Origin of the sequence: Streptomyces sp. NPDC058195 (assembly GCF_042883525.1) — a bacterium.
Lineage (GTDB): Bacteria > Actinomycetota > Actinomycetes > Streptomycetales > Streptomycetaceae > Streptomyces.
The window spans coordinates 14385-29273 of sequence record NZ_JBHVVM010000027.1; the positions used below are offsets into that span (position 1 = coordinate 14385).

General features: G+C 74.0%; 9 protein-coding genes. 5 read left to right on the plus strand and 4 right to left on the minus strand.

Annotated elements, in window-relative coordinates; translation table 11 throughout:
- Positions 1-29: 29 nt before the first annotated feature.
- The 4 genes from ACFVWY_RS27625 to ACFVWY_RS27640 all read right to left on the minus strand — a co-directional run bounded on the left by ACFVWY_RS27625 (position 30) and on the right by ACFVWY_RS27640 (position 7215).
- Entirely contained in the window at positions 30-2318 is a 2289-nt protein-coding gene (locus tag ACFVWY_RS27625; protein WP_389877200.1) for a protein kinase, read from the minus strand.
- A 20-nt stretch (positions 2319-2338) separates the two neighbouring features.
- On the minus strand, positions 2339-4816 hold the full coding sequence (locus ACFVWY_RS27630) for a protein kinase (RefSeq protein ID WP_389877201.1): 2478 nt from the start codon (positions 4814-4816) through the stop codon (positions 2339-2341).
- Between the two features lie 200 nt (positions 4817-5016).
- A complete protein-coding gene (gene meaB / locus ACFVWY_RS27635; RefSeq protein WP_389877202.1) occupies positions 5017-5976 on the minus strand; it encodes a methylmalonyl Co-A mutase-associated GTPase MeaB in 960 nt (319 codons plus the stop codon).
- 36 nt (positions 5977-6012) lie between these two features.
- Positions 6013-7215 carry an acetyl-CoA C-acetyltransferase gene (locus tag ACFVWY_RS27640; RefSeq protein WP_389877204.1) on the minus strand — a complete coding sequence of 401 codons (1203 nt, stop codon included), beginning with the start codon at positions 7213-7215 and terminating at the stop codon, positions 6013-6015.
- Between the two features lie 133 nt (positions 7216-7348).
- On the opposite strand from ACFVWY_RS27640, the gene mce reads away from it, so the two are divergent.
- From mce to ACFVWY_RS27665, 5 genes are all read left to right on the plus strand, one after another.
- The gene (gene mce / locus ACFVWY_RS27645) at positions 7349-7777 is read left to right on the plus strand and encodes a methylmalonyl-CoA epimerase (RefSeq protein WP_389877206.1); all 429 of its coding nucleotides are present in this window, start codon (positions 7349-7351) and stop codon (positions 7775-7777) included.
- Positions 7778-7980: 203 nt separating this feature from the next.
- Entirely contained in the window at positions 7981-11841 is a 3861-nt protein-coding gene (scy, locus tag ACFVWY_RS27650; protein ID WP_389877207.1) for a polarized growth protein Scy, read from the plus strand.
- Between the two features lie 178 nt (positions 11842-12019).
- Entirely contained in the window at positions 12020-12958 is a 939-nt protein-coding gene (locus tag ACFVWY_RS27655; protein ID WP_389877209.1) for a cellulose-binding protein, read from the plus strand.
- 80 nt (positions 12959-13038) lie between these two features.
- Positions 13039-14040 carry an ABC transporter ATP-binding protein gene (locus ACFVWY_RS27660; RefSeq protein WP_389877210.1) on the plus strand — a complete coding sequence of 334 codons (1002 nt, stop codon included), beginning with the start codon at positions 13039-13041 and terminating at the stop codon, positions 14038-14040.
- 5 nt (positions 14041-14045) lie between these two features.
- Positions 14046-14825 (plus strand): ABC transporter permease subunit, encoded by a 780-nt coding sequence (locus ACFVWY_RS27665; protein WP_389877211.1) that lies wholly within the window; start codon positions 14046-14048, stop codon positions 14823-14825.
- Positions 14826-14889: the final 64 nt, after the last annotated feature.

Consider the following 14889-nt stretch of genomic DNA (forward strand, 5'->3'; position numbering starts at 1 on the left):
TGAGGCGGAGTCGGCGGCGGAGAACGGTTCTAGGGCGCGTTGCCCGAGAGGACCGTGCCGTCGGCGAAGCTCATGAACAGGACGTCGCCCTGGGCGATCAGCGAGACCGTGGCCGGGTCCAGCGGATCGCCCGGCGGCGCGGGCCAGCCCGTGTACTGCTTGTAGCCCGAGCTCTCCGCGCTCCCCGTGCCGGGCGCCTTCAGTCCGAGCGCCCGCGTGCCGTATCCGGCGACGAGGACGGCCCGGTCCCCGGCCAGGGCGGGGGCGCCCTCGGTCTCCAGGCCCTCGGACTCCTCCCGGGTCGCCCAGACCAGCTGGCCGTCGGAGAGCCGGAGCGCGTACACCTGTTTCCTGTCGCTGATCACGATCGTGCCGTCTCGTGAAACGGCGGGCCGGTAGGCGATGTCCACGCCGGGGGCGTACGAGCGGCGGCGGTCCGGGGCCGTCACGTCGATGACGGTCAGCCCCTTCGGGCCTGAGCAGAGCAGGTCGGCGCCCTTCAGGACGGGGGTGCGGCAGGTGACCTCACCGGCGGCGACGGTGGCCAGCGGGGTGCCGTCCGTGGCCTTCAGTACGGTGATCCCGTCGCCGACCGCGACGAGGCGGCCGTCGGCGAGGGCCAGTTCCGCCGTGTCGGCCCGGTCGTTCCACGGCTTGTCCCAGACGGCCCGGTGGCTGCCGGTGAGCCGGTGGGCCACGAGCCGGGAGGTGCCCGTGCCGGTGGCCCGGGTCGCGTAGTGGAGCACGCCGCCCGACTGCACGGAGGCGGTCACCCGGGTGCCGGAGGGCAGCGGCTCCCGCCATCGCCCGGCGCCGTCGGCGAGGCCGCGCGCCACCAGGGCGCCTTTCTCGAAGGCGTAGACGGTGGTGCCGAGGACGGCGGCCACCGACGCCGGTCCGGTGCCCGCGGCGGACTGCCAGCGCCGCTCGCCGCTCGCCGCGTCCAGCGCGGTGACACCCCGCGGGCCGCCGCAGACCAGCGAGGCCCCCGCCTGGGCGCAGGCCACCGGACCGTTCCCGATCCGGGTCTTCCAGGCCCGCCAGCCCGCCGGTTTCCGGGTGATGTCCGCGGCGGCCGTGCCGAAGTCCCCGGTGTGCCCCGCGTCGGCACCCGGGATCACGACGGGCCCGCCCTTCGTCCCTGCCGCGTCCGAGGCGGAGGCGGAGGGCCCGGCCGCCCGGTCCCCGCCGCTGCCGCCCTCGCCGGCGAAGAACCGCGGCAGCAGCACCGCCCCCAGCACCACGCACACCACCGCGGCCGCGGCGGCCAGCGCGGTCCGCGGGCCCCGGCCGCCCCGCCGCCCCGGCCGGTCCGGGACCGTCACCGGTGCCGGGACCGGCGCGGGAGCGGCTCCCCCGGGGCCCGGGGCCCCGGTCGGCGCCGGTGGTACGGCGGCGGACGGCGCCGCCGCCAGCGCGGCGGCGTGCGCCCCCGCCGCATGGGCGTCGAGCTGGGTCCGTACCGCCTGCGGCCAGGGGAACGGTCCGCCGGACGCGCCCCGCGGCAGCAGCAGCCCGGCCAGTTCCCCGGGGGTCGGCCGGGCCGCGGGATCGCCGCGCAGGCACTCCTCGATCACCGCGCGCAGCCGGGGCGGCACCCCGGAGAGTTCGGCCTCGCCCCGGGCGATCCGGAAGATCACGGCGGCCATGTCGGAGTCGTCGAACGGCCCCCGCCCGGTCGCCGCGAAGGCGAGCACCGCGCCCAGGCAGAACACGTCGGAGGCGGGGACGAGCGCCCGGGAGCCGTTGACGTGCTCGGGCGAGATGTAGCCGGGGCTGCCCACGACCACCCCGGTCCGGGTGAGCTGGGTGGCGTCGAAGGCCTGGGCGATCCCGAAGTCGATGACCTTCGGCCCGTCGGCGCCGAGCAGGACGTTGCCCGGCTTGAGGTCGCGGTGGAGCACGCGGACCGCGTGCATGGCGGCGAGCGCGCGGGCCAGACCAGCGCCCGCCGCGCGGACCACCGGCTCGGGCAGCGGTCCGCCCCGGATCACCGCCTCCGCGAGGGAGGGGCCAGGAACGTACTCGGTCGCCAGCCAGGGCAGCCGCCCGTCCGCGTCACCTCCGACGAGCGCCGCGGTGTGCGGGCTGCGCACCGCGCCCGCCGCGCTGATCTCGCGCCGGAAGCGGATCCGGAAGCCGTCGTCGAGGTCGAGGTCGGCGCGTACGGTCTTCAGCGCGACCAGCCCCGCGTACGGGTCCGGCGCACCGGCCGGGCGGGCCAGGTAGACCTCGCCCATGCCTCCGGCGCCCAGCAGCCCGAGGAGCTGGTAGGGGCCGATCAGCCGGGCTCTGCCGGGCGGGAGCGGCTCGATCACTGCGGGGTCCTCTCACGCCTTCAGCCGGGCAGCGGTACGGAGAGCGTGGTGCCGTCGTCGTACACGATCTGCACCACGCCGCCGACCGGCAGCACCTGCGGGTCGTTCAGTTCCTTGTCCAGCTGAACGCCGTCCGCCATGTCGTACCGGGGCGTGCGGCTCGGGCCCGGGGCGCCCGCGAGGCGGGTCCTCACCAGGTCGCCGAGGGTGCCGTCGGGGCGGACCGGAAGGGAGTACAGCGCCGTGCTGTCCGCCCAGAGGATGGTGTCGGCGACGATCAGGGCGTCGGAGACCGGGTTGCTCATCCCCTCGCCGGTCTTCACCGCGAGCGGGAACCTGCCGAGCGTGCGCCCCTTGTCCCGGCCGATGACGAGCATCTCGTCGGGCACGTCCGGCGTGTACGCGTAGCCCCGGCGCAGGACCATCACCCGTTCGCCGAGCGCGGTGACGGTGGCCTGTGCGACGAGTCCGGAGTCCAGCGGCACCCGCCCCTGTTCCCTGAGCGTGGCCGCGTCGAGCCGCAGCACGCTGGTGTCGGTGCCGAAGCCGGTGGCGTCCTGGTTGCCGGTGTAGACCGGGCAGTAGGCAAACGCGCCCCACAGCCGCAGTTCCCCGCAGGACGCGCTGTCGCCGCCCGCCGAGCCGAGCGGCGTGCCGTCCTTCGCGCGGAAGGCCTTCGGACCCTGCGAGCTGATCGCGTACACCGCCTCGCCATCCGTGGCGACCGGCCAGAAATTGCGCCGCGCGCCCTTGGCCACCACCTCGGGGGCCAGCGGCCGGTGCCACTTCCGGGCGCCGTCGCGCAGGTCGTACGCGGCGAGCTCGGCGCCCTCGGACGACCAGGAGGTGGCGGCGAGGACCAGGCCGCCGGCCACCATCGGGGCGCTGTCCGTGTCGTGCGCGCCGCCGCCCCGGACCTCCCAGCGGACCGTACCGGTCCGGGCGTCCAGCGCCTGGAGGCGTTCGCCCGCGGCGAGCAGCACGGTGTCGTCGTGCACCGTGGGGAGGGTGGCACCGGCCGGCATGAAGAACTGGCCGGTGGGCCCCCAGCCCGCCGAGCGCGAGGTCTCCCCCGTGTCCAGCGTCCACATCCGGTGCCCGTCCGCCGCCGACAGCGCCTCGTACGTGCCGTCCGTCTTCCGGCAGACCAGTACGTCGCGCCCGGCGGAGCAGCCGATCGGCGAGCCGCTGAACTTCCCCTTCCAGGACTTCGTCCACCCCGCGGGGCGGGCGTCGCGGCCGTACGGGACGGTGCCCGAGGCGTCCGGGCCGCCGTCCTCGCCCACGCCCGCGACGATCCTGGCGTGCCGGGCCCGCTCTCCCGCGCGGTGGTCCGCTCCGGTGCCGCCCCGGCCGTCGCGCCAGGCCAGGTAGCCCCCGGAGGCCGCGCCCGCCGCGATCAGCGCGGCCAGCGCGAGGGCCAGGGGGCGCCGGGAGCGGCGCGGAGCGGGGGCACGCGTGGTGCCCGCGGGGAGCCCGGGGCCCTGGGTGGGCGCGCCGTGCGGCCCGGCGGCCCCGGCCGGGGCGGGGCCCTGGGTGGGCAGCTGGTGGAGCGAGGGGCGGCTGTCGGGGGTCACCTCGGTCGGGGTGTAGCCGGGCAGCAGGGGGCCGGGCAGGGCGGCGACCCGGGCCAGTTCGCGCGCGTACTCGGCGATGTGGTCCGTCACCGCCCCCGGCCACCGTCCGGCCGCGCCGGGGCCTAGCAGACCGGCGAGCGCGGCGGCGTCCGGGCGGGCGGCCGGGTCGGCGGCCAGGCAGCGCTCCAGGACGGCGCGGAGCGCGTCCGGCACCCCGTCGAGGTCGGCCTCGACGTACTTGACCCGGTAGAGCACGGCGGCCACCGGCCCGTCTCCGAAGGGGTCGCGTCCGGTGACGGCGAAGCAGAGCACCGAGGCCAGGCAGAACACGTCCGAGGCGGGCACCACGCGCCCGCTGCCCGCCACGTGCTCCGGGGACATGAAGGAGGGGCTGCCGACCATGCGGCTGGTGGTGGTGAGCGGGGTGGCCCCGGATTTCCGGGCGATCCCGAAGTCGATCAGGCGCGGCCCGTCCGCCGCGAGCATCACGTTGCCGGGCTTCATGTCGCGGTGGACGATCCCGGCCGCGTGGACGGCGGCCAGGGCGCGGGCCAGGGCGGCGCCGAGCATCCGTACCCCGGCCTCGTCCATCGCCCCGGCCCGGCGCACGGCGGCGGAGAGGGTGGGCCCGGCCACGTAGCCGGTGGCGAGCCAGGGCACCTCGGCGTCGGCGTCGCCGTCGAGCAGGGGGGCGAGGTGGGGACCGGTGACGGAGCGGGCGACGGCGATCTCGCGGCGGAAGCGGGTGCGGAAGCCGGGGTCCTTGGCCACGTCGCGGCGGACGGTCTTGACCGCGACCGGCTCACCACCGCCGTCCCTCAGGCCGAGGAAGACCTCCCCCATGCCGCCCGCACCGAGCCTGGCCCGTATCGCGTACGGCCCGATCCGTCTCGGCGAGTCCTCCCGCAGCGGACCCAGCATGCGCCACTCCCCCCGTCGTACGCAGGGACCGGCGGGCACCGCGTACAGGGGTGCCGGTCCGGTCCGGCGGTCATCCTGCCACGGACACGTCATGCGGGGCGGCGCCGGAGGAGCGCGGGGCGCGAGGGCCGGGGCACGCGGGACGCACCGGGGCGGGGGCGGCCCGCACGCCGTCCCCGCCCCGGTGCCGTCCGGCCGGGTCAGGACCCGTCGGTGAGCCCCGCGACCAGTTCGTCGGCGGCGGCGTACGGGTCGAGGCCACCGGCCACGATGCGCTCGGCGAGCGCGTCGAGGTGGCGGTCGCCGTGCAGGTCGCCGATGCGCTCGCGCAGCCTCGTGACGGCGATGGTCTCGACCTCGCGTGCGGCACGGGCCCGGCGCCTCTCGGCGAGCACGCCGTGCTCCTCCATCCAGGCCCGGTGCTTCTCCAGCGCCTCGACGACCTCGTCGATGCCCTCGCCCCGGGCGGCGACCGTCCTGACGATGGGCGGCCGCCAGTCGCCGGGGCCGCGGGCCTCGCCCAGGCCCAGCATGTGGTTGAGCTCGCGGGCGGTGGCGTCCGCGCCGTCCCGGTCGGCCTTGTTGACCACGTACACGTCGCCGATCTCCAGGATTCCGGCCTTCGCCGCCTGGATGCCGTCGCCCATGCCGGGCGCCAGCAGGACGACGGAGGTGTCGGCCTGGGAGGCGATCTCCACCTCCGACTGGCCGACCCCGACCGTCTCCACCAGGATCACCTCGCAGCCCGCCGCGTCCAGCACCCGGATGGCCTGCGGTGCCGACCAGGCGAGCCCGCCCAGATGGCCGCGGGTGGCCATGGAGCGGATGTAGACGCCCGGATCGGAGGCGTGCTCCGACATCCGGACCCGGTCGCCGAGCAGCGCCCCGCCGGAGAACGGCGAGGAGGGGTCGACGGCGAGGACGCCGACCCGCTTCCCGGCCCGCCGGTACGCCGAGACGAGCGCCGACGTCGAGGTCGACTTGCCGACCCCCGGCGATCCGGTCAGGCCGACCACGTAGGCGTTGCCGGTCAGCGGCGCCAGCGCCGCCATCACCTCGCGCAGTTGGGGGGACGCCCCCTCCACCAGGGAGATGAGCCGGGCCACAGCCCGCGGCCGGCCCGCACGTGCCTGCTCCACCAGGGTGGGGACGTCCACCATCACCGCTCCGTTCACTCGTTGCGTACCGCTGCTTGTCTACTTGCCCGGGACGCGGACGATCAGCGCGTCGCCCTGGCCGCCGCCGCCGCACAGCGCCGCCGCGCCGACACCGCCGCCGCGCCGCTTCAGCTCCAGCGCCAGGTGCAGGACGACCCGGGCGCCGGACATGCCGATCGGGTGGCCGAGCGCGATGGCGCCGCCGTTGACGTTGACCTTCTCCGGGGTGACGCCCAGGTCCTTCATGGACTGGACGGCCACGGCCGCGAAGGCCTCGTTGATCTCGATCAGGTCCAGGTCGGCGACCTCCAGGCCCTCCTTCTTCAGGGCGTGCAGGATCGCGTGGGACGGCTGCGACTGGAGCGAGTTGTCCGGACCGGCCACGTTGCCGTGGGCGCCGATCTCGGCGATCCAGTCCAGGCCCAGCTCCTGGGCCTTGGCCTTGCTCATGACGACGACCGCGGCCGCGCCGTCGGAGATCTGCGAGGAGGTGCCCGCGGTGATCGTGCCGTCCTTGGCGAAGGCCGGCCGCAGCTTGCCCAGGGACTCCGCGGTGGTCTCCGGGCGGATGCCCTCGTCCTTGGAGAAGAGGACCGGGTCGCCCTTGCGCTGCGGGATCTCGACCGGGGTGATCTCGGCCTCGAAGACCCCGTTCTTCTGGGCGGCGGCGGCGCGCTGGTGGGAGAGCGCGGCGATCTCGTCCTGGTCGGCGCGGGTCAGCCCGAGGCGGGTGTTGTGCTTCTCGGTGGACTCGCCCATCGCGATGTTCTCGAAGGCGTCGGTCAGCCCGTCGTGCGCCATCGAGTCGAGCATCTCGATCGCCCCGTACTTGTGGCCCTCGCGGGACTTCGGGAGCAGGTGCGGGGCGTTGGTCATGGACTCCTGTCCGCCCGCGACGACCACCTCGAACTCGCCCGCGCGGATCAGCTGGTCGGCCAGGGCGATGGCGTCGAGCCCGGACAGGCAGACCTTGTTCACGGTGAGCGCGGGGACGTTCATCGGGATGCCCGCCTTGACCGCGGCCTGGCGGGCCGGGATCTGGCCCGCACCGGCCTGGAGCACCTGCCCCATGATCACGTACTCGACCTGGTCTCCGCCGATACCGGCCCGGTCCAGCGCGGCCTTGATGGCGATGCCGCCGAGATCGGCCCCGGAGAAGCTCTTCAGCGAGCCGAGGAGGCGGCCCATGGGCGTACGCGCGCCCGCGACGATCACAGAGGTGGTGTCGGTCGTTCCAGACATGAGGAGCGCCCCTTGGGTGAGAAGTGAACGAGGGTTTACTTGAATGTACTGAGCGGTCCCCCGCCCGTCATCCGGCAGCGGGTGTGACGGCGCGCACGTTGCGTAACCATGCGGACGGCGCTGCACTGGTTCCATGCTGACGCGCATCGATCACATCGGAATCGCCTGTTTCGACCTGGACCGGACGGTCGAGTTCTACCGCTCGACGTACGGGTTCGAGGTCTTCCACTCCGAGATCAACGAGGAGCAGGGCGTACGGGAAGCCATGCTCAAGATCAACGATACGTCCGACGGGGGCGCCTCCTACCTCCAGCTCCTGGAGCCGACCCGGGAGGACTCCGCCGTGGGCAAATGGCTGGCGAAGAACGGCGAGGGGGTCCACCACATCGCCTTCGGCACCGCCGACGTGGACGGGGATTCCGCGGCGATCCGGGACAAGGGCGTCCGGGTGCTGTACGACGAGCCCCGGACCGGTTCGATGGGCTCCAGGATCACCTTCCTGCACCCCAAGGACTGCCACGGAGTCCTCACCGAACTGGTCACGTCCGCAGCGGAGCACTGACCTCCGGATACCTGGCCCGGTAGAGTGGGCTGTTCCGGGCCGGGGCCGGGCCGGGGCCGCACCACGTCCCCAGCCGTTGATCTGTCACCATTCCCCGGGGGGCCGTTCGCCGGTGAACGGTACTCGTTGGAGAGTTGCGACCAGGGTTGGGGTCTCCCCTGCTCGAACGAAGTTGAGAGCTCGGGGAAGGATGGGACCGCGCAGTGCGGGGCTACGAACGCCAGGAGAGCCACCGAGCTGAAGACGACCATCTCTCGCGGTTCGAGGCCGAGATGGACCGGCTGAAGACCGACCGTGAGAAGGCCGTCCAGCACGCCGAGGACCTCGGTTACCAGGTCGAGGTCTTGCGCGCCAAGCTGCACGAGGCTCGGCGCAATCTCGCCAGCCGTCCTGCGTACGACAGTGCGGACCTCGGCTACCAGGCCGAGCAGATGCTCCGCAACGCGCAGGTCCAGGCGGACCAGCTGCGGACCGACGCCGAGCGGGAGCTGCGCGAGGTCCGGGCACAGACACAGCGCATCCTCCAGGAGCACGCCGAGCACCAGGCGCGGCTCCAGGCCGAGCTGCACAACGAGGCCGTGCAGCGGCGCCAGCAGCTCGACCAGGAGCTCGCGGAGCGCCGCCAGACCGTCGAGTCGCACGTCAACGAGAACGTCGCCTGGGCCGAGCAGCTGCGCGCCCGTACGGAGTCCCAGGCCCGCCGGCTGCTGGAGGAGTCCCGAGCGGAGGCCGAGCAGTCCCTGACAGCGGCCCGCACCGAGGCGGCCCGGCTCGCGGAGGAGACCCGGCAGCGGGCCGGCTCCGAGGCCCAGACGGCCCGCGCCGAAGCCGAGACGATCCTGCTGCGCGCCCGCAAGGAGGCCGAGCGGCTCCTGGACACGGCCTCCGCCCAGGCGCGCGAGGCCACCAGCCACGCGGAACAGCTGCGTACGTCGACGTCGGCCGAGACCGAGCAGACCCGGCAGCGGACCGCCGAGCTGAGCCGGGCGGCCGAGCAGCGCATGCAGGAGGCCGAGACCCAGCTGCGCGAGGCCCGGCTGGCGGCCGAGAAGGTCTCCGCCGAGGCGAAGGAGGCCGCGGTCAAGCGGCTGGCCGCCGCCGAATCGGAGAACGACCAGCGCACCCGTACCGCCAGGTCGGAGATCGCCCGGCTGGTCGGCGAGGCCACCAAGGAGGCCGAGAAGCTGAAGGCGGAGGCCGAGCAGGCGCTCGCCGACGCCCGCGGCGAGGCCGACCGGCTGAAGTCCGAGGCCGCCGAGAAGGCCCGCACCGCCGCCGCCGAGGACGCCGCGGCCCAGCTCACCAAGGCCGCCCGGAGCGCCGAGGAGGTGCTGACCAAGGCGTCCGAGGACGCGCGGTCCACCACCCGCGCGGCGGGCGAGGAGGCCGAGCGCATCCGCCGCGAGGCGGAGGCGGAGGCGGACCGGCTGCGCGGCGAGGCCGCCGAGCAGGCCGACCAGCTCAAGGGCGCCGCCAAGGACGACACCAAGGAGTACCGGGCCAAGACGGTCGAGCTCCAGGAGGAGGCGCGGCGGCTGCGCGGCGAGGCCGAGCAGCTGCGCTCCGAGGCGGTCGCCGAGGGCGAGCGCATCCGCGGCGAGGCACGCCGCGAGGCCCTCCAGCAGATCGAGGAGGGCGCGAAGACCGCCGAGGAGCTGCTGGCCAAGGCGAAGGCCGACGCGGAGGAGCTGCGCGGTACCGCGAGCACCGAGAGCGAGCGGGTCCGCACCGAGGCGGCCGAGCGCGCCGGGACGCTGCGCAGGCAGGCCGAGGAGGCCCTGGAGCGCTCCCGCGCCGAGGCCGATGAGCTGCGCACGGAGGCCGAGGAGCAGGCGTCCTCCACCACCACCGCGGCCGAGGAGGCGGCGGCCCGGCTGCGCGAGGAGACCGAACGCGCGGTCGCGGCCCGGCAGTCGGAGGCCGCCGAGGAGCTGGCCCGGCTGCGCACCGAGGCGGAGACCAAGGTCGCCACGGCCGAGCAGACGCTCACCGACACCCGCGCCGAGGCGGAGCGCCTCCGGCGCGAGACCGGCGAGGAGTCCGAGCGGCTGCGCACCGAGGCCGCCGAGCGCGCCCGTGCGCTGCGCGAGCAGGCCGAGGCGGAGGCCGAACGGCTGCGCGACGAGGCCGCTTCGGACGCCTCGCAGGCGCGGGCGGAGGGCGAGTCCGTCGCCGTACGGCTGCGCACCGAGGCCGCGACGGAGGCCGAGCGGCTCAAGTCCGAGGCCCAGGAGGCGGCGGACCGGCTGCGCGCCGAGGCTGCCGCCGCCGCGGAGCGGGTGGGCACCGAGGCGGCCGAGGCACTGGCCGCCGCGCAGGAGGAGGCGAACCGGCGCCGCCGGGAGTCCTCCGAGACCCTCGACGCGGCGCGTACCGAGGCGAACCAGGAGCGCGAGCGGGCCCGCGAGCAGAGCGAGGAGCTGCTGGCCTCGGCCCGTAAGCGGGTCGAGGAGGCGCAGGCCGAGTCGCAGCGGCTGGTCGAGGAGGCGGACACCCGGGCGACCGAGCTGGTCACCTCGGCGGAGCAGACCGCCCAGCAGGTGCGGGATTCGGTCAGCGGGCTCCAGGAGCAGGCCGAGGCCGAGATCACCGGGCTGCGTTCGGCCGCCGAGCACGCCGCGGAGCGGACGAAGTCCGAGGCGCAGGAGGAGGCGGACCGGGTCCGCGCCGACGCGCACGCCGAACGGGAGCGGGCCGGTCAGGACGCGGCCCGGGTCCGTGAGGAGGCGCGGGAGGAGGCCGAGGCCGCGAAGGCCATGGCCGAGCGGACCGTCGCCGATTCGATCGCCGAGGCGGAGCGGCTGCGGGCGGACACCGCCGAGTACAGCCAGCGGATGCGTACCGAGGCGTCCGACGCCCTGGCCTCGGCCGAGCAGGACGCCGCGCGGAGCCGTGCCGAGGCCCGCGAGGACGCCAACCGGATGCGGTCCGACGCCGCGACCCAGGCCGACCGGCTGGTCGGCGAGGCGACGAGCGAGTCCACCCGGCTCGTCGGCGAGGCGACAGGCGAGTCCACCCGGCTCGTCGAGGAGGCCACGCAGCAGGCGGCCGGACTGGTCGAGGAGGCCACCCAGCAGGCGGCCCGGCTGTCGGGCGAGGCCGCGGACGAGGCCGAGCGGCTGCGGGCGGAGGCGGCGGCCACCGTCGGCTCGGCCCAGGAGCACGCGGCCCGCACCCGCGAGGAGGCGGAGCGGGTCCGTACCGAGGCGGAGGCGGCGGCCGAGCATCTGCGCGCCGAGGCCCGCGAGGAGGCGGACCGGCTGCTCGACGAGGCGCGGGAGGCCGCGGCGAAGCGCCGTGCCGACGCGGCGGAGCAGGCGGACCAGCTCGTCGAGAAGGCCCGCGAGGAGGCGCTGCGCGCCGCCACCGAGGCCGAGAAGCAGGCCGACACCATGGTCGGCGCGGCCCGCAAGGAGGCCGTGCGGATCACGTCGGAGGCGACCGTCGAGGGCAACTCCCTGGTGGAGCGGGCCCGTACGGACGCGGACGAGCTGCTGGTCGGCGCGCGCCGGGACGCGACCGCGATCCGGGAGCGGGCCGAGGAGCTGCGGGCCCGCCTGGAGGGCGAGATCGAGGAGCTGCACGACCGGGCCCGGCGGGAGACCGCCGAGCAGATGAAGACGGCGGGCGAGCGCGTCGACAACCTGATGAAGGCGGCCACGGAGCAGCGCGAGGAGGCCGACGCCAAGGCGAAGGAGCTGCTGGCGAACGCCAATTCGGAGGCGAGCAAGGTCCGGATCGCCGCGGTGAAGCGGGCCGAGTCGCTGCTGAAGGAAGCCGAGCAGAAGAAGTCCACGCTGGTCCGCGAGGCCGAGAAGCTGCACGCCGACGCCGAGGCCGAGGCGAAGCGGACGGTCGAGGAGGGGCAGCGCGAGCTCGATCTGCTGGTGCGTCGCCGCGCGGACATCAACACCGAGATCTCCCGTGTCCAGGACGTGCTGGAGGCCCTGGAGTCCTTCGAGACGCCGGGGGGCGGCGGCAAGGGAGCGGGCAGTTCCTCCGGCGGGGTCAAGGCCGGGGCCAGCTCCGGCACTCGATCAGGTGGAAAGTCCTCGGAGAGCTAGATCCGTTCACATGTTCCGACCGGACCGCCGCGCACCCGGGTGGCAAGGGATGCGCGGGTCGGCCACTCAAAAGAGGTGTCATTCTCCAGATCAAAAAGGCATCCACTCGATGACACGCCGTTTCGGCCCCTAGGATTCCCCCTATAACACCTCACCGGTCTCATCCGACAGGAACCCCATGAGCGACCCTTCCTCCCCCTTCGGCTTCGAACTCGTGCGACGTGGATACGACCGCGGTCAGGTGGATGACCGCATTACCAAGCTCGTCGCCGACCGTGATAGTGCCCTGACCCGCATCACGTCTCTGGAAAAGCGCATCGAGGAGCTTCACCTCGAGACGCAGAACGCCCAGGCCCAGGTGAGCGACGCGGAGCCGTCGTACGCCGGTCTCGGGGCTCGCGTAGAGAAGATCCTCCGGCTGGCCGAGGAGGAGGCGAAGGACCTGCGTGAGGAGGCCCGTCGCGGCGCCGAGCAGCACCGCGAGCTCGCCGAGTCCGCCGCCCAGCAGGTGCGCAACGACGCCGAGACGTTCGCCTCCGAGCGCAAGGCGAAGGCGGAGGACGAGGGCGTACGGATCGTCGAGAAGGCCAAGGGTGAGGCCGGCTCGCTGCGTGCCGAGGCCCAGAAGGACGCCTCGCAGAAGCGCGAGGAGGCGGACGCCCTCTTCGAGGAGACCCGCGCCAAGGCCGCCCAGGCCGCCGCGGACTTCGAGACCAACCTGGCCAAGCGCCGCGACCAGTCGGAGCGCGACCTCGCGTCCCGTCAGGCCAAGGCCGAGAAGCGCCTCGCCGAGATCGAGCACCGCGCCGAGCAGCTCCGCCTGGAGGCCGAGAAGCTCCGTACGGACGCCGAGCGCCGGGCCCGTCAGACGGTGGAGACCGCGCAGCGCCAGTCCGAGGACATCGTGGCGGACGCGAACGCCAAGGCCGACCGCATCCGCAGCGAATCCGAGCGCGAGCTGGCGGCGCTCACCAACCGCCGCGACTCGATCAACGCGCAGCTGACCAACGTCCGCGAGATGCTGGCCACGCTGACCGGTGCCGCGGTCGCCGCCGCCGGTACGCCCGCCGACGACGAGCCGGTCACCCGTGGTGTCCCGGCCCAGCAGGGTCGCTGACCCCTCGGCAGGACGCCTTCCGCGCGCCCGGTTCCGCCCTTGTGGTGGCGCCGGGCGCGCGGCCGTTCTAGCGTGAACGCATGATCGAGCTCGATGGCCTCACCAAGCGCTTCGGCAACAAGGTTGCCGTCGACCGACTGTCCTTCCGGGTGAAACCCGGAATGGTGACGGGTTTTCTGGGCCCCAACGGGGCGGGCAAGTCCACGACCATGCGCATGATGCTCGACCTCGACAACCCGACCAGCGGTTCGGTGCGGATCGACGGCAAGCCCTACCACCGGCTCGACGAGCCCCTGAAGCACATCGGGGCGCTGCTGGACGCCAAGTCGATGCACGGCGGGCGCAGCGCGTACAACAATCTGCTCTGTCTCGCGCAGAGCAACCGCATCCCGGAGAGCCGGGTCGCGGAGGTCCTGGACACCGTGGGGCTGACCGCGGTGGCGAAGAAGAAGTCGAAGGGCTTCTCGCTCGGCATGGGCCAGCGGCTCGGGATCGCGGCGGCGCTGCTCGGCGACCCGCAGGTGCTGCTCTTCGACGAACCGGTCAACGGCCTGGACCCCGAGGGCATCCACTGGATCCGCAATCTGATGAAGGCGCTCGCCGCGGAAGGCCGGACGATCTTCGTCTCCAGCCATCTGATGAGCGAAATGGCCCTCACCGCCGACCACTTGATCGTGATCGGCCAGGGCAAGCTGCTCGCCGACACATCGATGGCCGACTTCATCCACCAGAACTCCCGCAGCTACGTACGGCTGCGCTCGCCGCAGCCGGAGCGGCTGCGCGACGTACTGCACGGGGAGGGCCTGATCGTGGTCGAGACGAGCGGCGGCATGCTGGAGGTCGACGGAGCCACGACCGAGGCGCTGGGCGAGCTCGCCGCGCGGCACCGGATCACGCTGCACGAGCTGAGCGGCCAGCGGGCGTCGCTGGAGGACGCGTTCATGCAGATGACGGCGGGCTCCGTGGAGTACCACGCGCACTCGGACCACGCCACGGCGCCGCCGCCCGCGGGACCGCAGTGGGGCGACCAGTGGAACGCGCGGACCGGCGACAGCCCGGCCGGCGACGGCAAGGAGGCGTGACGACGATGGCATCGGTACCCGCGGTCCTGACCTCCGAGTGGACCAAGATCCGTACGGTCTCCTCGACCGTCTGGACGCTGATCTCGGCGTTCTTCGTCACCATCGCGATGAGCGCGGCGCTCTGCGCCCTGATGAACGCCCAGTTCGGCGACCTCCCGGAGATGGAGCGCGCCACCTTCGACCCGACCCTGATCAGTTTCTCCGGCATGACCCTCGGCCAGCTCGCCATGGTCGTCTTCGGGGTGCTGGTGGTCGGTACGGAGTACAGCTCGGGCATGATCCGTACGTCACTGGCGGCCGTGCCCCGGCGCGGTGCGTTCCTGTTCAGCAAGGTCGCGGTGGCCGGGGCGCTGGCGCTGGTGGTGGGGCTCGCGACCAGCTTCGTCTCGTTCTTCCTCGGGCAGGCGCTGCTCGGCGACCACCGCACGGACATCGGCGCGGAGCACGTGCTGCGCGCGGTGATCGGCGGCGGCCTCTACATGGGCCTGATCGGGATCTTCTCCATGGGCGTGGCGACGATGCTGCGCAGCTCCATGCTGTCCCTGGGCATCCTGATGCCGTTCTTCTTCCTGGTGTCCCAGATCCTCTCGGTGGTGCCGGGGGCGAAGAAGGTCGCCCGCTACTTCCCGGACCAGGCGGGATCCAAGATCATGCAGGTGGTGCCCGACGCCATGGGCAGCGACCCGGCTCCGTACGGGCCGTGGGGCGGGTTCGCCATCCTGCTCGCCTGGGTCGTGGCCGCGCTGATCGGCGGCTACCTGGTGCTGCGGAAGCGGGACGCCTGAGTCCGTCCCGGAACGATGTGCGTCCGTAACAGCTTGGCCGGAACCGTCAGCGGCTCGATATCCT